Source organism: Nonomuraea sp. NPDC049141 (assembly GCF_040648415.1).
Lineage (GTDB): Bacteria > Actinomycetota > Actinomycetes > Streptosporangiales > Streptosporangiaceae > Nonomuraea.
Genome location: NZ_JBEZDR010000013.1, coordinates 77944 through 98569, shown reverse-complemented (window position 1 = coordinate 98569; position 20626 = coordinate 77944). Strand labels below are relative to the sequence as shown.

Sequence of the window (20626 nt, the reverse complement as noted above, 5' to 3'; positions counted from 1 at the left end):
CGTCCTCGGACGTCAGGGATGGTGCGGATGAGATCCGTGCGCGAACCACACGGTGATGGACAGGCCGCCTTCGGGGCGTGCGCTGGTGGTGAGAATGGCGTGGTGAGCTTGCGTGACGGCATTGACGATGGCCAGGCCGAGACCGTAGCCGTCGCGGCCGTGACGATCAGGCGCCAGTTTCTGGAAGGGTTGAAAGAGGCGCTGGATCTGGTCGTCGGGGATGACCGGCCCGCTGTTGGTGACCGTAAGGGCCACCTGGGTGCCGGAGGTCCGCACAGTGACATGGACGTGCCCGCCTAGGTGATTGTGACGGACGGCGTTGTCGATGAGGTTGGCGACGAGACTCTCGATCAGTCTCGGGTCCCCGGCCGTCATGGCGGGCGTCAGGTGTTCGGTGAGGTCGATGCCTGCTTCCGTTGCCCGGTCGCGGCGGGAGGCGAGCACTCCTTCGACGACGTGGGCGAGGTCGAGGGCGTCCCAGCGGGTGACGCCGCGCTCGCTGGTGGCCAGGGCGAGCAGTGCTTGGACGAGCCGCTCCTGGTGTCCGCCCAGGGCGAGGGCCTCCTGGCAGGCCGCGCGCAGGGCGTCGGCGTCGGCATCGGGGTCGGCGAGCGCGACTTCGAGCAGGGTACGCAGGCCGGCCAGAGGGGTGCGCAGCTCGTGGGAGGCGTTGGCGATGAAATGTCGTTGGGCGTCGAAGGATGCCTGCAGGCGGGCGAACAGGTCGTCGAGGATGTGACCGAGCTCGGTCAGCTCGTCGCCGGGCTCACCGAGGCCGAGGCGCTGGTGGAGGTTTCCGGCGGAGATGATCTGGGCGGTGGCGGTGATGGCGCGTAGCGGGCGCAGGAACCGGCCGGCGACGAACCAGCCCAGAGCCAGGGCGACGGGAATCAGAATGACCAGGGCGACGGCGGATCCGGCGAGGAGTTGGGGCAGGCCGATCCCGGGCCCGGTTTCGGTGATCGCGCTCGATGAGGGGTGGCCCTTGGGGGTGGTCGCCTGGACGCTGGCGAGCGGGACGGCGACGAAGAGGACCACCAAGACCCCGGCGGCGTAGATGCCCGCCGCGTAGGCGAGCGCGAGCCGCGTCTGCAGGGACCTTCTGGCCGGCTGCTTGGGAGTCATGACGGTCCGATGCGGTGGCGGCGCAACCCGGTGCCGATGGAGCGGCCCGGGCGAGGAGAGCGGCGGAACGGGCCGCCGATTTGACGCGTCACGCACCCAACATTGCCAGGTCGCAGGTTCCAACCGGGTCGCAGCAGCTGAGACCGGGCTGGAACCGGGAGCGATGTACACCTGTCCCGCATGAGACCACACCGAACCGACTGCTCACCCCGATGAGCGCCCCAGGGATTGTCGTCGCCGGGCTGCGTAAGCGGTACGGGGCGACCCAAGCCCTCGACGGCATGTCCTTTTCCGTCCATCCGGGGCGGGTGACCGGCTTCGTGGGGCCGAACGGGGCCGGGAAGTCGACCACGATGCGCGTGATCCTGGGCCTGGACGCGGTGGACGAGGGCACCGCGCTGATCGAGGGGAGGCCGTACCGCAGCCTTCGGCAGCCGCTGAGCCACCTCGGTTCGCTGCTGGACGCGGCGGCGTTGCACCCGAGCCGGAGTGCCCGCAACCACCTGCTCTGGCTGGCGCATTCGCAGGGCCTGGCGGCGCGGCGGGTGGACCAGGTGATCGAGCAGGTCGGCCTGGCCTCGGCCGCCCGGCGCAAGGCCGGAGGCTACTCGCTCGGCATGCGGCAACGGCTCGGGATCGCCGCGGCCCTGCTGGGCGACCCGCCGATCGTCATGCTCGATGAGCCGTTCAACGGCATGGATCCCGACGGCATCATCTGGATGCGTGGGTTCCTGCGGTCACTGGCCGCTCAGGGCCGTGCCGTGCTGGTGTCCAGCCACCTGATGAGCGAGTTGCAGGACATGGCCGATCATCTCGTCCTGGTCGGGCGGGGCAAGGTCATCGCCGACGCCGGCGTGGCCGACCTGCTCGCGGCCGCGTCCAGGAACCGGGTGGTCCTGCGCACCACGGCCCGCCAGGAGGCGATGAGGGTGCTCGCGCGGGCCGGCGCGACCGTGGCGGCCACCGGCCTGGACGCCGTCACCGTCTCCGGTCTGCCTTCGGATCGGGTCGTGACGCTGCTGCGCGAGAGCGCGGTCGCGTTCTCCGAGGTGTCAGCGCACCGCGCCACGTTGGAGGACGTCTATCTGGAGCTCACCCGCGAGGCGGTCGAGTTCCGCGCCGCGACGCCCGCGCGGGTGCGGCGGTGACCCCCACCATGACGCGGCATCCATCGGCCCAGCGGGCCGGGCGCGACGGCTTCCCCCAGGTGCTGCACGCGGAGTGGACCAAGTTCCGCTCTGTCCGGGCGTGGGTGCTCGGTATGGTGGCCGCGGCGCTGATGATGGTGCTGGTCGCCCTGCTCGCCGGGATCAGCAGCGATCAGCGCGGCTCGCCGGCCGTCCCGGTCGGACCCGATGGCGGACCGGTTACCGACAGCTTCTCCTTCGTGCACCGGCCGCTGACCGGAGACGGCAGCATCACCGTCTCCGTTTCCGCGCTCAGGAGCAGCATCGCCACGGGTCTGGCGAACCTGCGGCCTGCCAGCGTGCCGTGGGCGAAGGCCGGGCTCATCCTCAAGGGGGACACCCGCCAGGGATCACCGTACGCGGCGATCATGGTCACCGGCGCCCACGGCGTGCGGATGCAGCACAACTACGTCAACGACACGGCCGGCCCTTCCGGCTCCGTCTCCTGGCTGCGGCTGGACCGCTCCGGGGACGCGATCACCGGCTATGCCTCCGCCGACGGCACGCACTGGACCAAGGTGAGCACCGTGCAGGTGAAGGGCCTCGGACCGACCGCGCAAGGCGGGTTGTTCGTCGCGTCTCCGTCCTCCGTGGACGGCATGGGCACGGTCCCCAGTGTGTCCACGGCCGTCTTCGGGGATCTTCGTAGCCAGGGGCGCTGGGCCGGGGGAAACTGGACAGGCGACCAGGTGGGACCCGAATCCCCCAGCTTCCCCGGCTACCCGCGGAACACCTCGGGTTCGTTCCCGGGATCTGACGGCCGCTTCACGGTGACCGGCTCCGGCGACATAGCACCCGCCGTACGCCTGGCTCTGGCAACCGGCGGCACTCTCGGAGAAATCCTCACCGGCACGTTCGCCGCGCTGATCACGGTGATCGTCGTGGGCACGCGGTTCATCACCGCCGAATACCGGGAAGGCATGATCCACGTCACTCTGGCCGCCAGCCCGAGGCGGAGCCGGGTGCTGGCGGCCAAGGCCATCGTCCTGGGCGCCGTCACCTTCGTCGCCGGGCTGGCGGGATCGGCCGTCGCGATTCCACTCGGCGAGAGGCTCGCGCGGGCCAACGGCGTGTACCTGTTCCCGGTGACGTTCTCGGCCCAGCTCCGGATCGCGTTCGGGACCGCGGCCCTGCTCGCGGCCGCCTCGATTCTGGCTCTCGCCGTCGGCACCATATTCCGGCGCGGTGCCGGGGCGGTCACCAGCGTGGTCGCGGCCATCGTGCTGCCCTACATCCTGTTCGCCCAGGTCCCGTTCCTGCCCGCGGGCGTGTCGAACGTGCTGGCCCGGGTGACACCGGCCGCGGCCTTCGCCGTCCAGCAGACGCTGGTGCCATATCGCCAGGTCACGAGCGTCTATACGCCGTACAACGGCTATTACCCGATGACGCCGTGGGCGGGGTTCGCCGTCCTGGCCGGTTACGCGGTGGTGAGCCTGGCCGTGGCAGCCGTCGTTCTCCGCAGGAGGGACGCATGAGGCCGGCCCTGCACGCGGAGTGGACGAAGCTGCGGACCGTCGCCGGCTCCCTGTGGCTGCTGCTCGGCACCATCGCGCTGACCGTGGCCGTGAGCGTCGCGGTGACCTCGGTGATGACCTGCGGCGCCGCCGGCTGCGGCTACGACACGACCAGACTCAGCCTCACCGGCGTCATGCTGGGCCAGGCGCTGGTCGCCATCCTGGCCGTGCTGGTCATCAGCCGCGAGTACAGCTCGGGTCTCATCCGTACCACGCTGGCGGCGATGCCGCATCGGGGCACCGTCCTCGCGGCCAAAGCCGTCACCCTCACCGGCGTCGTGGCCGCGGCCGGGACCGTCGCCGTCCTCGGGTCGCTGCTGGCGGGGCGGCTCATCCTGCCCGGCCACGGTTTCACCGCTGACCGCGGCTACCCGGCCTTGACCCTGACCGACGGGCCCACGCTGCGTGCGACCGTCGGATCGATCCTCTATCTGGCGCTGATCGCCCTGCTCAGCCTCGGCGTCGCCACAGTCGTACGGGACTCCGCGACCAGTATCGGGATTGTCCTCGGCCTGCTCTACCTGTTCCCCATCCTCTCCCAGGCGATCGGCGATCCGCACTGGCAGCGCCTGCTTCAGCGGATCGGGCCCATGAGCGCCGGGCTGGCCATCCAGGCCACCACCGATCTCCGCAGCCTGCCCGTCAGCCCGTGGGCGGGCCTCGGCATCCTCGCCGCCTGGGCCGCTGCCGCGCTGGTGGCCGGAGCACTGGTGCTGCGGCTGCGTGACGCCTGACGGCACCGTCAAGGCAGGGTGTGCGATCACCCTGCCTTGAGCCGGGCACCTATGACGGGGTCAGGACGGTCCGATGCGGTAGCCGCCTTCGCGGATGGTCTCGATCACGGGCGGGTCACCGAGCTTGGCCCGCAACCGGTGCATGGTGTGCTTGACGGCGCTGCTGAAGGGGTCGGCGGCCTCGTCCCAGACGCGCTCCAGCAGTTCTTCGGCGGAGATGACCAGGCCGGGTACGGCGAGCAGGCATTCGAGCAGGGCGAATTCCCTGGGGCTCAGCTCAAGGCGCCGCCCGGCCCGGAACGCGGTGCGGCGGGCCGGATCGAGGGTGATGTCCCCGCAGGCCAGCGTGGGCGGCAGCGGCGGGGTGGCGCGGCGGGCCAGAGCACGGACGCGGGCGACCAGTTCGGCGAACGCGAACGGCTTGGGCAGGTAGTCGTCGGCACCGAGGCTGAGCCCGTGGACGCGATCCTCGATGGTGCCGGAGGCGGTGAGCATCAGTACGCGGGTCTCGCAGCGGCCGTGGGCCAGGCGCCGGCAGATCTCGTCCCCATGCACGCCGGGCAGGTCGCGATCGAGGATCACCACGTCGTAGCGGGTGACGGCCAGGCGGTCGAGGGCGGCGGTGCCATCCAGGACGACGTCGACGGCCATGCCCTCGCGGCGCAGCCCGGTGCCGATGGAGCGGGCGAGGACCTCGAAGTCCTCGACGACGAGGACCCTCACCGCCACTCACCGCCGGTCGTCGCGCGGGCGGGGCGGCCGGACCGGCCGCCGGGTCGAGGTGCCATGGGTCAACGATGCCAGATCCCCGGTTCCAGCCGGGTCGCAGCCGCTGCGACCCGGCTGGAACCGGGGGCCGCGTACAACCGTCGGCATGAGTTCATTCACGCCGTACCGATCCAGCCAACGGGTCGGCTTCCTCCAGGTGCTGCGCGCGGAGTGGACCAAGTTCCGCTCCGCGCGCGGCTGGGTGCTCACCATGGCGGCCTCCGTGCTGGTCACCGTGTCGCTCGGACTGCTGATCGCCGGGGGCTCCCGCACCACCTGCGTGACGGGGAAGGGCGAGGGCGCCTGCCCCGCGCCCTTGGTGGGACCCGATGGTACGGCGGTGAGCGACAGGTACTACTTCGTGCACCAGCCACTCAAGGGGAACGGCAGCATCACCGCCCGGGTGTCGGACATGACCGGGCAGATGCGACTGCCGGACGTCGTACCCGGGTTGCGTAACGTCAAGGAGGGAGTGGTGCCGTGGGCGAAGGCCGGGCTCCTGATCAGGCAGAGCCTCACGCAGGGCACGCCGTACGCCGCCGTCATGCTCACCGGAGATCACGGCGTACGGATGCAGTACAACTTCACCCACGACGTGCCCGGCGGTCCGCACAACGGCCCGCAGTGGCTGCGGCTGACCAGGTCGGGCGACACCATCACCGGCTACGAGTCAGACGACGGCAAGGCGTGGACCGAGGTCAGCACGGTCAAGCTGACCGGGCTGCCGGAGTCGGTCGAGATCGGGATGTTCGCCGCCTCGCCGGGCGCCTTGTGGGAGATGGCGAAAGCCTTCGCCCAGGCCACCGCCACCTTCGACCGGATCACGCTGCAGGGCGCGAACGGTTCGTGGCGCCGCGACGACGTCGGTGTCTCCATGGAGTCCGACGGCAAGACCCCGCATCACCCGGGCGGGGCCGTCAAGTCCGGCGACAAGCTCATCGTGACCGGGGGCGGTGACATCGGGCCCGCCACGGTGGAGGGCGGCGTGCGCGCTGACCTCATGCTGATCGGCGGCGCCCTGGGGCTGGTCCTGGTGCTCGTGGTGGCGGTCCTGTTCTTCACGGCGGAACACCGGCGCGGGCTGATCGGGACCGGCCCGCCGGCCGAGCCGCAGCCGGCGCTGCTGCTGGCGGCCAAGGCCGTGGTGGTCGGCGCGGTCGCGTTCGTGGCGGGGCTGGTGACCTCGGGAGTCGTCATCCCTGTCGGCCTGGCGATGTTGCGTGCCCATCAGAACCCGGTTCAGCCGATCACCTTGGCGACCGAGCTCCGGGTGATCGTCGGCTACGCGGCGCTGACCGCGGCCGCCGCCGTGCTGGCTCTGGGCCTGGCCGCGCTGGTCAAGCGGGCCGTGATCGCCATCGGGCTGGCCATCGGGCTGGTCGTCGTGCCGTACGTGCTGGCGACCGCGGGTCTGGTGCCATGGCTACTGATGATCACTCCTGCCGCCGGGTTCGCGATCACGCAGAGCATCCCCACGTTCGCGCATGTGGACGTGGACCAGTCGCTGCTCGGGGGCTACTACCCGCTCCCGCCTTGGGCAGGTTTGGCGGTGACCTGCGGATATGCCGCCCTCGCCCTTGGGGCGGCGATAGCCGTACACCGCAGGAAGACTTCACGTCAGGCTCCGCTCACCTAAAAGTGCGGAGGCCCGCGTTGCCATCCCCAAGCCAGTCTTCTACGCTATATCGTAATTCTGGAAAAGCGTAGGAGAGTGCGATGAGTGAGGAAAGATTCGCCGAGCTCGAGGCCCGGATCGCCCGCCTGGAGGGGCTGGCCGACACCGCCGACCCACCGCGACGTTCACCGGAGTCGCCGTCCCTCATGGGTGTGATTCATGAGATGCGCCGCCAGGCGGAGAAAGACAACGGATCCGGGACGGTCGGCTACGTCGGAGCCGTACGACTGCCCGACGGTGAGAGGTTCTGGGCCAGGGAACTACCCCTGTCAGAGTTGATGTCGGCCGACTGGGCGCGGGTCGCCGACATCCTGGAGTCTCTCGGCAGCCAGCCGCGGCTGGCGCTGCTCGGCGCACTCATCCGACAGGGCCGATGCACCCGAGCCGATCTCCAGGAAGCCCTCGGCGGAGACGGCGAGCAGACCACGAGTGGCCAGCTCTATCACCACCTGCGCGCGCTGCAGAGCGCCAGGCTGATCAAACAACGGCGGCGTGGCGACTACGAGTTCGCGCCCGAAGCCGTGAGCCAGGTCCTCACCATCCTCACCGCCGCACTCAACCTCGCCACCGACCCCCCGCTCGGCCCCCCGTTCGATCTCCCCGAACCGGAATGACCAAGCGGGCGACAAAGGGCGTCCTGGGCGAGGTTTGATCAGCTCGTCGATGCGCCGTACGACAAGACGCCGACGAAGCACCTCCCTTGCGGATTTGGGGGTGTCGCATGACCACTCATAGCGATGCCGAGGCTCATCCGAGGTGTTCTGTCGCCGCGTCGAGGAGCCACTCAGCCAGGTACGCCGCGAAGGACGAGCGGACGAGTACGAGGAAGCCATCGGGCCGGGCCAGGAGCACGACCTGGGCCCGTGCCAGCATGGTCTGCGCGCAGCTCCCCGGCCCGAAAACGCTGGGGTGCAGGTCGAGCGCGCAGCCATGGGCCAGCAGGTCGCGCGCGCGGGGGCCCGACACCAGCAGCGTGGTGCGCTGGGCCGACACGTCCACGATCGACCCGTGCCGGTCGCCGAGCGCCTTGCGCAGCAGCTCGTGCCGGTAGCCCTCGGGTCCGATCACCAGCCACTCGTCCGGACCGAGCCAGGCCACCGTAATGTCCTCGACCCCGGAGCCGGTCTGTACGGCGGTGCACGGCTCGACGGGCAGCGGCACCCCCAGCACGGCGCCGAGGTCCTCGGCCGGCGGGCTCGCCGGGTCGACGCGTACGTTGACGTGGGTGAGGAACGGCAGCTCCGCGAGCCGCAGTCCTCCACCTTCGGACGCGGCGGCGAACCGGCCGGCGAAGGCCGCGGCCGGGCTCCTGCGCTCAGCCATCACGGCGCGCTCCTTCCGGGTCGTACAGGACGTGAGAGGCGACGGTCACCGGCACGAACGTGCCCGCGACAGGCGCGTACAGCCGCTCTCCGAGCCGGCCCTGCCCGCCGCTGACCAGCGCCAGCGCGAACGTGCGGCCCAGGACCGCGCTGCGATAACTGGAGGTGACGTGGCCGAGCGTGGGCACGGGCGGCTGCGGCAGCGAGTCCGTGGCGACCAGGTGCGCCCCTTCGGGCAGCAGGAAGTCCGGGTCCTCCGGAAGCAGACCGACGAGTTGCTTGCGGTCCGCCCGCGAGGTGTCGGCCCGCGCGAACGATCGCTTGCCGATGAAGTCGGGTTTCTTCTTCGACACCACCCAGGACATGCCCAGGTCCTGCGGGGTTACCGTGCCGTCGGTGTCCTGGCCCACGATCGGGTAGCCCTTCTCGGCTCGCAGCACGTGCATGGTCTCGGTCCCGTACGGGGTCACGCGACCGGTATCCATGATCGCCGTCCACAGGCGCAGGCCGTCCCAGGACGTCACGTTGATCTCGAAGGCCAGCTCGCCGGAGAAACTGATCCGGCACACCCGCGCCGGGATCCCGGCCACGTCCGCGTCCCGCCAGGTCATGAACGGGAAGCCCGCCGCGTCCACCGCGAGCCCCGGCGCGAGCTCGGCGAGTACCTCACGCGACGCCGGCCCGACGAGGGCGACCGTGGCCCACTGCTCGGTGACCGACGTGCAGTGCACCCGCAGCCACGGCCACTCGGTCTGCAGCCACTCCTCCATCCAGTCCAGGACGGTCGCCGCGTTGCCCGTCGTGGTGGTGATGAGGAAGTGGTCCTCGGCGAGGCGGATGACCGTGCCGTCGTCGAAGACCATCCCGTCGGGGCGGCACATGACGCCGTAGCGGATGGCGCCGGCCTTCAGCGAGCTCATCAGGTTGGTGTAGAGCCGGTCGAGGAACTCCCCCGCGTCGGGCCCGATCACGTCGATCTTGCCGAGGGTGGAGGCGTCCATCGCCGCCACCCCCTCGCGGGCCGCCCGGCACTCGCGCAGCACGGCGGCCTCCATGTCCTCGCCGGGACGCGGGTAGTACCACGGCCGCTTCCACTGGCCGACGTTCTCGAAGAGCGCGCCGTGGGCGACGTGCCACTCGTGCAGCGCCGTCACTCTGACGGGATCGTGCAGCAGGCCGCGGTCCCGGCCGGCCAGCGCCGCGAAGCTCACGGGCAGGTACGGCGCGCGGAACGTGGTGATGCCCAGCTCGGCCACCGGGGCGCCCAGCGCGTGGGCCACGACCGCCGAGGTGAGCAGCCCGGAGGTCTTGCCCTGGTCGTGGGCCGTCGCGGCGGTGGTGTAGCGCTTGACGTGCTCGACGGAGCGCAGGCCGGCGCCGGTCGCCCGCTGGATGTCGGCGACGGTCACGTCCCGCTGCAGGTCGACGAAGTGCGCCGAGTAGTCGCTCGCGGGGACCAGCCAGTACGCCTCCCCCGCCGTCTCCAGGTCTCCCGCCGCCGCCCCGGCGACGTCGACGGCCTGCCGGGACCGGTCGGGGACCAGCGTGCCGAGCGCCTCGTCGTAGCGGAGCGTGCCGCCCGACTGGCTGAACAGGTGGACGACCGGGTTCCAGCCGCCCGACACGAGCAGCAGATCGGCGTCGAGCGCCCGCTCCCCTGCCGCGGGAGCGGTCGGAGCAGCGTCCGTTCCTGCCGCGGAAGCGGTGGGAACGGCGTCCGTCGCCTCGGCGACCAGCACCGACGAGACCTGGCCGTCGCCACGGGCCGCGGTGACCACGTGGCCGGGCAGCAGCGAGATGCCGCGCTCGCGTGCCCGTTCGGCCCAGCCCGCGCCGGGAGCGGGCCGGACGTCGATGATGGCCGCCACCTCCACACCCGCCTCGGCGAGGTCGAGGGCGGCGGCGTAGGCGCTGTCGTTCGCGGTGAACACCACCGCGCGGCGGCCCGGCAGCACGCCGTACCTGTTGGCGTAGGTGCGAGCGGCGCCGGCCAGCATCACGCCGGGCAGGTCGTTGCCGGCGAAGGCGATCGGCCGCTCGTGCGCGCCGGTGGCCAGGACCACCCGTCGCGCCCTGATGCGCCAGACCCGCTCGCGCGCCACCGCGGCGGGCGCCGCCCCGCCGAGATGGTTGGTGCGCCGCTCGACGGCGACCAGGTAGTTGTCGTCGTAGTAGCCGAAGACGGTGGTGCGCCGCAGCACCCGCACCTCGGGCAGCCCCTCCAGCGCCGCCGCCGTCGCGGCGGCCCACGCGGCGCCCGGCACGCCGTCCACGAGGTCGGTGGTGCCCAGCAGGCTGCCGCCCGGCTCGGGCTGCTCGTCGGCGAGGATCACCCGCGCGCCGGTGCTCGCCGCCTCGCGGGCGGCGGCCAGCCCGGCCGGCCCGGCGCCGACCACCAGGACGTCGCAGTGGGCGTGGACGGCGTCGTACCGGGCCGGGTCGGGCTCGGTCGCCAGCCGGCCCTGGCCGGCGAGGCTGTTCGCGACCAGGCCGTCGTACAGCTCGACCGTGGTGGCGGGCAGCATCGGCTCGGGGAACGGCTCCACGATCTGGACGACCGCGTTGGGCTCCTCGCTGCCCGCGGCGAAGATCCCGCGCGGGCGGCCCAGCCTGACACTGGTGGCGACCTGGCGTACGCCGTTGGCCAGCAGTGCGGAGGCGAGGGTGTCACCGGGGTGGCCGGTGTACACCTGCCCGTCGAACCGGAAGCGCAGGACGCGGGAGCGGTCGATCCGGCCGCCGCTCTCCCGCCTCATGAGGTCACCGGCCGTGGCTCGCCCGCACGGTAGACGGCGTGGATCTCGTTGGTCGCGGTGTCGCGCAGGGCGTTGAACCACCGGCGGCAGCCCGCGGAGTGGCTCCAGCGCTCGGCGAAGACGCCCTTGGGGTTGTCGCGGAAGAACAGGTAGCGGGCCCACTCCTCATCGGAGAGCGCGGCCGGGTTCTCCGGGTAGGCGACGTGTGCCTGCCCGCCGTAGTGGAACTCGGCCTCCTCGCGTGGGCCGCACCAGGGGCATGGGATCAGCAGCATGTGACGTCCTCAGTGGGCGACCGCGGCGGCACCGTGCTCGTCGACGAGCGCCCCGGTGACGAATCGGTCAAGGGAGAAGGGAGCGTTGAGCGGGTGCGGCTCGTCGTTGGCCACCGTGTGGGCGAAACACCAGCCCACGCCGGGGGTGGCCTTGAAGCCGCCGGTGCCCCACCCGCAGTTGAGGTAGAGGCCGCCGACCGGGGTCAGCCCGACGATCGGCGAGGCGTCCGGCGAGACGTCCACGACGCCGCCCCAGGTCCGCAGCACGTGCGCCCTGGCGAAGATCGGGAACAGCTCCAGCGCCGCGGCCATCTGCCGCTCGATGATGTGGAAGGCGCCGCGCTGGCGGTAGGAGTTGGCCGCGTCGATGCCCGCCCCCATCACCAGCTCGCCTTTGTGCGCCTGGCTGACGTACACGTGGACGGCGTTGGACATGACGACCGTCGGGTGCACGGGCTCCAGCAGCTCGGAGACCAGCGCCTGCAGCGGATGGCTCTGCAGCGGCAGGTCGATGCCGGCGGTGGCGGCGACGATCGAGCTGTGCCCGGCCGCGCACAGCGCCACCCGGCCCGCCGAGATCGTGCCGCGGGTGGTGTCCACGCCGGTGACCCGGCCGTCGCTCACCCGCAGCCCCGTAACCTCGCAGTGCTCGATGAAGTCGACCCCGAGCGCCGCGGCCGCCCGGGCCAGCCCCCACGCGACGTAGTCGTGCTTGGCGATGCCCGCGCGGGGCTGGAAGGTGGCCCCCAGCACCGGATAGCGCACGTCGGGCGAGATGTTGACGATCGGGCAGACCTCCTTGACCTGCTGGGGGTCCAGCCATTCCGCGTCCACGCCGTTGAGCCGGTTCGCCTCCACCCGGCGGACGCTGTCACGCACGTCCTGCAGGCTGTGCGCGAGGTTGAGCACGCCGCGCTGGCTGAACAGCAGCGGGTAGTCGAGCTCCTCCTCCAAGCCCTCCCAGAGCTTGAGCGCGTGCTCGTAGATGCCCGCGCTCTCGTCCCACAGGTAGTTGGAGCGGATGATGGTGGTGTTGCGCGCCATGTTGCCGCCGGCCAGCCAGCCTCGCTCCAAGACCGCGACGTTGGTGATGCCGTGGTTCTTGGCCAGATAGTAGGCGGTGGCGAGGCCGTGGCCGCCCCCGCCGACGATCACCACGTCGTAGGAGGCTTTCGGCTCGGCTGCGCTCCACAGCCGGTCGGGGTGCTCGGGCAGGTCTGCTCCGGGGGGCCGCGGGGTCATCGGACCTCTCCATAGAGCGGGTGCTTGCCGGCGAGGGCCTCGACCCTGCCGCGCAGGAACGCCAGGTCGGCGTCCGGTGTCAGGGCGCTCGCGATGATGTCGGCGACCTCCGTGAAGTCCGCCGCGCCGAACCCGCGCGTCGCCAGGGCGGGCGTGCCGATCCGCAGCCCGGAGGTGACCATGGGCGGGCGCGGGTCGAAGGGCACGGCGTTGCGGTTCACCGTGATGCCCGCCGTGTGCAGCCGGTCCTCGGCCTGCTTGCCGTCCAGCTCGGAGTCGCGCAGATCGACCAGCACGAGGTGTACGTCGGTGCCGCCGGTGAGCACCCTGACCCCGGCGGCCACCGCGTCGGGAGCGAGCAACCGGTCGGCGAGGATGCGCGCGCCCTCCAGCGTGCGCCGCTGCCGGTCGCGGAACGCCTCCTCGGCCGCGACCTTGAACGCGACGGCCTTGGCCGCGATGACGTGCTCCAGCGGCCCACCCTGCTGACCGGGGAACACGGCCGAGTTGATCTTCTTGCTGAGGTCCGCGATGGACAGGATGACCCCGCCGCGCGGGCCGCCGAGGGTCTTGTGCGTGGTCGTGGTGACCACGTGGGCATGCGGCACGGGCGAGGGGTGCAGACCCGCCGCCACCAGGCCGGCGAAGTGCGCCATGTCGACCATGAGGTAGGCGCCCACCTCGTCGGCGATCCGGCGGAAGGCCGCGAAGTCGAGCTGACGGGGATAGGCCGACCAGCCGGCGATGACGAGCTTCGGCCGGTGCTCGCGGGCCAGCCGCTCGACCTCCTCCATGTCCACCAGGTGGTCGCTCTCGCGCACGTGGTAGGCGACCACGTTGTAGAGCCGGCCGGAGAAGTTGATGCGCATGCCGTGCGTGAGGTGGCCGCCGTGGGCCAGGTCGAGGCCGAGAATGGTGTCGCCCGGCTCCAGCAGGGCCGCCATGGCCGCGGCGTTGGCCTGCGCGCCCGAGTGGGGCTGCACGTTGGCCGCCTCGGCGCCGAACAGCGCCCGCACCCGGTCGATGGCGAGCCGCTCGATCACGTCGACATGCTCGCAGCCGCCGTAGTAACGCCTGCCCGGGTAGCCTTCGGCGTACTTGTTGGTGAGCACCGAGCCCTGGGCGGCCATGACGGCCACGGGCGCGAAGTTCTCCGAGGCGATCATCTCCAGCGTCGATCGCTGCCGGGCCAGCTCCGCGCCGATGGCGGCGTGAACCTCCGGATCTACCACGTCCAGTGGGGTGTCGATCATCTGATGTCCTCTCCTAACCGCGCAGCCGGGTCATCGCCGGGTCGAACAAGGGCTCCTCGGCCACGACGGCGGCCACCCGCCGGTCGAAGTAGCCGACGTGGACGGTCTGGCCGGGGTTCGCGAGCGAGGCGGGCAGCCACGCGTAGGCGATCCCTCTGCCGATCGTGTATCCGTAGGCGGCGCTGGTGACGTAACCGACCGGCCGCTCGCCGTCGTACACCGGCTCCCTGCCCATGACGACCTCGTCGGTGAGCAGGCAGGTGAGGCGGCGGCCGACCGACTCCTTGCGGGCGAGCAGCGCCTCGCGGCCGATGAAGTCGCCCTTGTCCAGCTTGACGGCGAACCCCACGCCCGCCTCGTACGGGTCGTGCTCGAAGGTCATGTCGGTGCCGAAGGAGCGGTAGCCCTTCTCCAGGCGCAGGCTGGTGAAGGCGCCCCGGCCGGCGGCGATGACGCCATGGTCCTGGCCGGCCTCCCACAGGGTGTCCCACAGCTTGAGGCCCATGTCCGCGGTGGTGTAGATCTCCCAGCCGAGCTCGCCGACGTAGGACAGGCGGAGCATGGTGACCGGCACGTTGCCGAGGTGGGCGCGGGTGCCGCGGAAGTAGCGCAGCGCGGTCAGGTCGGCGGTGGCCAGCGGCTGGACGAGGTCGCGGGCCCTGGGCCCCCAGAGGCCGATGCAGCAGGTCCCCGGGGTGAGGTCGCGGAGGTACACGTCGGCGGGCCGGTGCCGGTCGAACCAGTCAAGGTCGAGGTTGCCGTTGGCACCGACCTGGAACTCCTGCGGGCCGAGGCGGGCCACGGTGACGTCGCTGCGGATGCCGCCGTCGGCGTTGAGCAGCAGGCAGTACGTCACGGAGCCGACAGACTTGTCGACGTTGCCGGTGGTGAGACGCTGCAGGAAGGCGACGGCTCCCGGGCCGCTGACCTCCAGGCGCTTGAGCGCGGTCATGTCGTACATGGCGACGCTCTCGCGGGTGGCCTGAGCCTCCGCGCCGACGATGGGCGACCAGTAACGCGCCGCCCAGTCTCCCGGCGTGGGGATGTCGCGGCCCTCCAGCAGCGGGGCGTTGGCGTCGTACCACTGCGGGCGTTCCCAGCCCGACGCCTCCAGGAAGGTCGCGCGAAGCTCCCGCTGCCGGGGGTGGAACGGGCTGGTACGCAGCGGGCGGGGGTCCTCCATCGGCTGGAGCGGGTGGAGGATGTCGTAGACCTCGACGTAGTTCTGGCAGCCGCGGGCCAGCACGTAGTCGGGCGCGAGCTGGTGCGGCTCGAACCGGTTGACGTCGCACTCATGCAGGTCGAACGTCGTGCAGTGGCCGTCGACGAGCCATTCGGCCATCGCCCGGCCGACTCCGGCGGAGTGGGTGACCCAGACGGCCTCGGCCACCCAGAAGCCCTCGACCTCGCGGGACTCGCCCATCAGCGGCAGGTGGTCGGTGGTGAACGAGAACAGCCCGTTGATGCCGTCCTCCACCTTGGCGGAGCGGGTGGACGGGAGCAGGTCCCGGGTCTGCGTCCAGGCTTCGGCGAAGTCGTCGGGGGTGAAGGTGAGCACGGACGGCATCACCTCGGCGGCATCGACGGACAGGATGTCGTCGGAGTTGATCGGCATGGGCCGGTGACCGTAGTAGCCGATGCCGAGCGTGTCGTAGCGCTCGCGGTAGTACAGGTCGGCGTCCTGGTGGCGGAGGATCGGCCGGGACGCCTCGACGGTCTGACCCGCCAGGTCGGGCACCTGCCCGGTCCAGGCGAGCTGGTGCGCGAGCGGGGTGAGCGGCAGCTCCATGCCGACCATGCGGGCGACCCGCGGGCCCCAGATCCCGGCGCAGCACACCACGATGTCGGCGGGGATCTCGCCCTGGTCGGTCACCACCGCGCTGACCCGGCCGTCCTCACTCCTGATGTCCAGCACCTCGTGCCTGCCGAGCACCCGTACGCCGCGCTCCTGTGCCCGCGCGAGCTGCGCGTCGACCGCCTTGACCGCCTTGGCCAGCCCGTCGGTGGGGATGAACAGGCCGCCGAGCACTTTGTCGCGGTCGAGGAGGGAGTGCTTGGCCACGCTCTCCTCCGGCGAGAGCAGGTGGGCCTCGATCCCCCAGGAGGTGGCCCAGCCGTGGCGGCGCCGCAGCTCGGCGAGCCGCTCGGGGGTGGTGGCCACCTCGAGCCCGCCCACCTGGAGGAAGCTGTCCAGCTCGACGAACTTCTCGATGGTGTAGCGGGCCATCTCGGTCATGGTCTTCGATCCGTTGATCTGGAACACCAGACCTGGAGCATGGGAGGAGGAGCCGCCGGTGGCGGGCACGTCTCCCTGATCGACGACCGTGACGCCGGTCCAGCCGCGGGCGGACAGCTCGTCGGCCAGAGCCGCGCCGACCACACCCGCGCCGATGATGACGACGCTCGGGCCCGTCATAGCCACCTCCGTTGTTGCCTAATATGCAACCAAGCGCACTTTCCGCAACAAGCGTCGCTCGCCGCGTTCGGGGTGTCAAGAGTGCGTTGCGCCTTATTCCCTACGGTTTGCACGGCCGCCGAATCTGGCCGCCCGCCACCCCCGGACACGCATGCGCCCGGCCCGGTCGCCGAACGTCGACCGGGCCGGGCGCATGCGGATCTCAGCCGGCGGGCAGCCAGGCCTTGACCTTGTCGGGGTTGTCGGCCACCCACTTGGCGGCCGCCTCATCGGCCGTCATCTTGTCCTCGGCGATGTACTTGGCCACGAGGTTCTGGTCGTCGTTCGTCCAGGTGAAGTTCTTGACCAGCGTGTACGCGGGACTGCCGGAGTCGGCGAACTTCTTGCTCACGATCTTGTCCAGCTCGTACGGCGGATAGTCGCACGCCACCTTGGCCGCGTCGGTGTCGCAGCCCTTGGTGTAGGCAGGCAGGTTGACCTTGACCAGCCTGAGCTCCGACAGGAACCACTGCGGCTCGTAGAAGTAGCCGAGGATCGGCTGCTGTTGTTTCTCCGACTGGCGGAAGGCGGTGATGAGCGCGGTCTCGCTGCCCGCGTACACGACCTTGTAGTCGAGCTTGAGGTTCTTCACCAGCGCGGCGTCGTTGGTGACGAACGACGGGTCGCCGTCGAGGAACTGGCCCTTGCCGTCGGACTCGGAGGTCTTGAACAGCGAGGCGTACTTGTTGAGGTTCTTCCAGTCGGTGATGTCCGGGTACTTCTTGGCCATCCACGGCGCCACGTACCAGCCGATGACGCCCTTGTTGCCGGTCGGCCCTGCTGACACGGCGACCTTCTGGTCATCGATGTACTTCTTCTTGAGATCGTCGTGGGCCCAGTTCTCCACGACGGCGTCGACCTCACCGGTGGCGAAGCCCTGCCAGGCAACCTCCTCCTTCAGGTCCTTCTTGACCACCTTGCAACCGAGCTGTTTCTCGGCCACCTGCGCGATCACCGCCGCGTTGGCCTCGTAGCCCACCCACGGGTTCACCGCGAGATTGACGGTTCCGCAGCTCTTCGCACCGCCGGCACTGCTGCTCGCGGCAGTCTCGACCTGCCCGACCTTAGCCCCTCCGCACGCGGTGAGCAGGAGGCCGGCGCCGGTCACGAACACGACGGCCCGGACCTTTCCACTCCTGGTTACTGACACCTGGTCCTCCTGTAAGTTCCGCCGGCCTGAACCGGCCGGTAAACGTTCATCTCTGATGAAGCCCGCCGTGCGCGGCGGCGTCCGCCCGCTCGGTGGCGGCCCGCGTCACGCGGTCGAGCACGATGCCGAGCACGACGATCGCGAGCCCGGCGGCCAGCCCCTTGCCTCGCAGCTGGTGCTGCGAGAACCCGGCGACGACGTCGTAGCCGAGCGCTCCCGCGCCGACCAGACCGCCGACGACCACCATGGAGAGCACGTAGATCAGCCCCTGGCTCGTCGCCAGGGTCACGGCGGCGCGGGCCATCGGCAGCTGCACCTTGGAGATGAGCTGCCAGGTGCTGGCCCCCGCCGAGGTCGCCGCCTCGACGGTGGTGGCCGAAACCCCCCTGATGCCCTCCGCGACCAGCTTGATCGCGACCGGCGCGGCGAACACCACGGCCGCGATGATCGCGGTGAACCGCGTCGGCCCGAACAGGCCGAGGATGGGCACCAGGTAGACGAAGGCCGGCATGGTCTGGCCGGCGTCCAGCACGGGGCGCAGCAGGGTGTCGACCCGGTCGCTGCGGCCCATCCACACCCCGACGACCACGCCCAGCAGCATGACCAGGACCGTCGCGACGAGCGTCGAGGCCAGCGTGACCATGCCGTCCTGCCAGAGCCCGAGCAGCACCAGCAGCAGCAGCCCGGTCGTGGTGACCAGCGCGGCCCGCACGCTGCCCACCAGCAGGACGACGGCCACGGCCACGGCGGCGACCAGCCACCAGGGCGAGCCCGTCAGCAGCTTCTCGAAGGGGTTGAGCAGCCCGTTGGTGAGCAGGTTCTTCAGCGCGTTCGTGTAGGTGACCAGACTGTCCTGCACCCACATGCTCGCGGCGTCGGCCGCGCGGCGTACGTACGAGCCGAGGTTGGCGTCGGCGGGGAACTCCGCCGCCCAGATGTAGGTGTAGGACAGGTAGCCGAGCACGGCGGCGATCCCGAGCACGCCCGCCACCTCGACGCGGCGCCCCCGCACGGTGCGCAGCCGCCCGGCCCGGCGCGCGACCTCCACGCGGCGGCTGGCCGCCGAGGTCACCCGGTCGAGCACCACGGCCATGATGACGATGGCCAGCCCGGCGTTGAACGCGGTGCCCACATCGAGCGTCTGCAGCGCCTTCAGGACCGTCTGCCCCAGGCCGGGGGCGTCGATGAGCGCCGCGATGGTGGCCATGGACAGGGCGGCCATGATGGTCTGGTTCACCCCGACGATGATCGTCTGCTTGGCCATGGGGAGCCGTACGAGCCTCAGCGCCTGCGCGGGCGTGGCACCCAGCGAGGCGCCGGCCTCCAGCGTCTCGGGTGAGACCTGCCGGATACCGAGCGAGGTGATCCGGATGGCCGGCGGGATCGCGTAGACCATCGTGGCGACCGTCGCGCTGGCCGGGCCGATCAGGAAGAACAGCGTGAGCGGCGCCAGGTAGACGAAGGTCGGCATGGTCTGCATGAAGTCCAGCACCGGCGTCACCAGCCGGTTGAACCGCTCGCTCAGCCCGGCCCACACCCCGAGCGGGATGCCCACGGCCAGCGACAGCACCACGGCGGTCAGCGTGAGCGCCAGCGTGTCCATGCTCTCCTGCCAGAGGCCCAGGACGCCGAAGGAGAGGAATCCGGCGGCGGTGAGCAGCGCCACTTTCCTGTTGCCGTACAGCAGGGCGACGGCGGTCGCCAGGCCGGTCACGCCGAGCCAGCCGAGCACCGGCACCGGCCGGTCGAAGGACGGCTGGCTGATCAGGGCCTGGACGAACCGCACGGCCTCGTCGATGAAGAGCCGGATGTAGTTGATGAAGTAGAGGAAGAACGGGTTGCTGTTGCGGCTGTCGTCGATGGCGTCCATGCCGGTGTTCAGCCCGCCGTGCAGCGGGGTCAGCTCCGCGCCGCCGAGCGCCAGCGTGTCCCGCCCGCGCAGCAATGCCCAGCCCAGCACCCACACCGCGAGCGTCGCCACGACCAGGTAGCCGCGGGCCGGCAGCCTGGCGGCCACCCGCGACGCCACCACGGACAGCGTGCCCTCCTTCGCCGGTTTCATGGCCACGGCGCCGCGGCTCTTGATGATGTCACCGCGCCCGGTCATGCCTGCGGCCCTCCGGCGATCACTTCGAGGATCTCCGCGCTGGTGACCACGCCGAGCAGCGTCTCCCCGTCCATCACGCGCACCGGCCGCTCGGCCGAGAGCACGGCGTGCACGGCGTCCCTGATGACCACGTCGGGACCGAGCGCGGGACCGTCGAGCGGGTCGTCGGGCCGGGCCGGGCGCATGATCCAGCGGAGTGTCAGCACGTGCGAGCGCGGGATGTCACTGACGAAGTCTCTGACGTAGTCGTCGGCCGGCGCGCCCACCACCTGGTCGGGCGTGCCCACCTGGACGAGCTCGCCGTCGCGCATGATGAGGATCCGGTCGCCCAGCTTGAGCGCCTCGCTGAGATCGTGGGTGATGAAGATCATGGTCTTGCCGACCTCGTGGTGCAGCCGGATGACCTCGTTCTGCATCTCGCGCCGGATCAGCGGGTCCAGCGCGGAGAACGGCTCGTCGAACAGGAGCACCTCGGGGTCGGCCGCGAGCGCCCGCGCCAGGCCCACCCGCTGCTGCATGCCGCCGGAGAGCTGGTCGGGGTAGGAGTCCTCGAAGCCGTCGAGGCCGACGAGCTCGATCACCTCGCGGGCCCGCGTGTAGCGCTCCCGCTTGGAGACCCCGCGGATCTCCAGCCCGAAGGCGACGTTGTGCAGGACGCACCGGTGCGGCAGCAGCCCGAAGTGCTGGAAGACCATGGCCATGCGGTGCCTGCGCAGCTCGCGCAGGCTGCGGTCGTCGGCCTTGCGCACGTCCTCGCCGTCCAGCAGGATCTCGCCCGCCGTGGGTTCGATCAGCCGGGTCAGGCAGCGGACCAGGGTGGACTTGCCCGAACCGGACAGGCCCATGACGACGAACACCTCGCCCCGCCGCACCTCGAAGGAGACGTCGCGGACGGCGGCGACGCAGCCGCTCTGCTGCTTGAGCTCGTCGCGGGTGAGCGTGCTGCCGACGACGCTCTCGGCCTTGGGGCCGAACACCTTCCACAGGCCGCGCACGGCGAGGATGGGAGGGGCGTCGATGTCGGGCGCACTACGTTCGGCCACTGACGGCACAGTCATGACCA

16 protein-coding genes are annotated in these 20626 nt (G+C 71.0%); 5 read left to right on the top strand and 11 right to left on the bottom strand.

What is annotated here, in order from left to right:
• Positions 1-12: 12 nt before the first annotated feature.
• On the bottom strand, positions 13-1125 hold the full coding sequence (locus AB0B91_RS35715) for a HAMP domain-containing sensor histidine kinase (protein WP_358329168.1): 1113 nt from the start codon (positions 1123-1125) through the stop codon (positions 13-15).
• A 212-nt stretch (positions 1126-1337) separates the two neighbouring features.
• Between AB0B91_RS35715 and AB0B91_RS35710 the strand changes: the two genes are divergently transcribed.
• Genes AB0B91_RS35710 through AB0B91_RS35700 form a run of 3 tightly spaced genes read left to right on the top strand, consistent with a single transcriptional unit; the run spans position 1338 to position 4560 of the window.
• Positions 1338-2273 carry an ATP-binding cassette domain-containing protein gene (locus AB0B91_RS35710; RefSeq protein WP_358329165.1) on the top strand — a complete coding sequence of 312 codons (936 nt, stop codon included), beginning with the start codon at positions 1338-1340 and terminating at the stop codon, positions 2271-2273.
• Entirely contained in the window at positions 2270-3787 is a 1518-nt protein-coding gene (locus tag AB0B91_RS35705; protein WP_358329162.1) for an ABC transporter permease subunit, read from the top strand. The genes AB0B91_RS35710 and AB0B91_RS35705 overlap by 4 nt, the downstream gene beginning before the upstream one ends.
• Positions 3784-4560 (top strand): ABC transporter permease subunit, encoded by a 777-nt coding sequence (locus AB0B91_RS35700; RefSeq protein WP_358329158.1) that lies wholly within the window; start codon positions 3784-3786, stop codon positions 4558-4560. Before AB0B91_RS35705 ends, AB0B91_RS35700 begins: the two co-directional genes overlap by 4 nt.
• Positions 4561-4620: 60 nt before the next feature.
• Here the strand turns inward: AB0B91_RS35700 and AB0B91_RS35695 are convergent, their stop codons facing one another.
• Positions 4621-5283: a response regulator transcription factor gene (locus tag AB0B91_RS35695; RefSeq protein ID WP_358329155.1), complete on the bottom strand. Its 663-nt coding sequence runs from the start codon at positions 5281-5283 to the stop codon at positions 4621-4623.
• A gap of 151 nt (positions 5284-5434) precedes the next feature.
• On the opposite strand from AB0B91_RS35695, the gene AB0B91_RS35690 reads away from it, so the two are divergent.
• Positions 5435-6964: a hypothetical protein gene (locus AB0B91_RS35690; protein WP_358329153.1), complete on the top strand. Its 1530-nt coding sequence runs from the start codon at positions 5435-5437 to the stop codon at positions 6962-6964.
• 80 nt (positions 6965-7044) lie between these two features.
• Positions 7045-7617, top strand: coding sequence for a hypothetical protein (locus AB0B91_RS35685; RefSeq protein WP_358329150.1), 573 nt, complete (start codon positions 7045-7047; stop codon positions 7615-7617).
• 133 nt (positions 7618-7750) lie between these two features.
• Here AB0B91_RS35685 and AB0B91_RS35680 read toward each other — a convergent pair whose 3' ends face one another.
• The 9 genes from AB0B91_RS35680 to AB0B91_RS35640 all read right to left on the bottom strand — a co-directional run bounded on the left by AB0B91_RS35680 (position 7751) and on the right by AB0B91_RS35640 (position 20621).
• Positions 7751-8326, bottom strand: a complete 576-nt coding sequence (locus AB0B91_RS35680) for a sarcosine oxidase subunit gamma family protein (protein WP_358329148.1) — start codon at positions 8324-8326, stop codon at positions 7751-7753.
• Positions 8319-11081, bottom strand: a complete 2763-nt coding sequence (locus tag AB0B91_RS35675) for a 2Fe-2S iron-sulfur cluster-binding protein (RefSeq protein WP_358329145.1) — start codon at positions 11079-11081, stop codon at positions 8319-8321. The genes AB0B91_RS35680 and AB0B91_RS35675 overlap by 8 nt, the downstream gene beginning before the upstream one ends.
• A complete protein-coding gene (locus AB0B91_RS35670) occupies positions 11078-11356 on the bottom strand; it encodes a sarcosine oxidase subunit delta (protein WP_358329142.1) in 279 nt (92 codons plus the stop codon). Before AB0B91_RS35670 ends, AB0B91_RS35675 begins: the two co-directional genes overlap by 4 nt.
• Before the next feature lie 9 nt (positions 11357-11365).
• Positions 11366-12598, bottom strand: coding sequence for a sarcosine oxidase subunit beta family protein (locus tag AB0B91_RS35665; protein WP_358329139.1), 1233 nt, complete (start codon positions 12596-12598; stop codon positions 11366-11368).
• A complete protein-coding gene (glyA, locus tag AB0B91_RS35660; RefSeq protein ID WP_358329137.1) occupies positions 12595-13851 on the bottom strand; it encodes a serine hydroxymethyltransferase in 1257 nt (418 codons plus the stop codon). The genes AB0B91_RS35665 and glyA overlap by 4 nt, the downstream gene beginning before the upstream one ends.
• Before the next feature lie 13 nt (positions 13852-13864).
• Complete coding sequence (locus AB0B91_RS35655) at positions 13865-16267, bottom strand: FAD-dependent oxidoreductase (RefSeq protein ID WP_358329134.1); 2403 nt, start codon at positions 16265-16267, stop codon at positions 13865-13867.
• A 202-nt stretch (positions 16268-16469) separates the two neighbouring features.
• Positions 16470-17456 (bottom strand): ABC transporter substrate-binding protein, encoded by a 987-nt coding sequence (locus AB0B91_RS35650; RefSeq protein ID WP_358329132.1) that lies wholly within the window; start codon positions 17454-17456, stop codon positions 16470-16472.
• A gap of 46 nt (positions 17457-17502) precedes the next feature.
• Positions 17503-19563 (bottom strand): ABC transporter permease subunit, encoded by a 2061-nt coding sequence (locus tag AB0B91_RS35645; RefSeq protein WP_358329129.1) that lies wholly within the window; start codon positions 19561-19563, stop codon positions 17503-17505.
• Positions 19560-20621 carry a glycine betaine/L-proline ABC transporter ATP-binding protein gene (locus AB0B91_RS35640; RefSeq protein WP_358329127.1) on the bottom strand — a complete coding sequence of 354 codons (1062 nt, stop codon included), beginning with the start codon at positions 20619-20621 and terminating at the stop codon, positions 19560-19562. The genes AB0B91_RS35645 and AB0B91_RS35640 overlap by 4 nt, the downstream gene beginning before the upstream one ends.
• Positions 20622-20626: the final 5 nt, after the last annotated feature.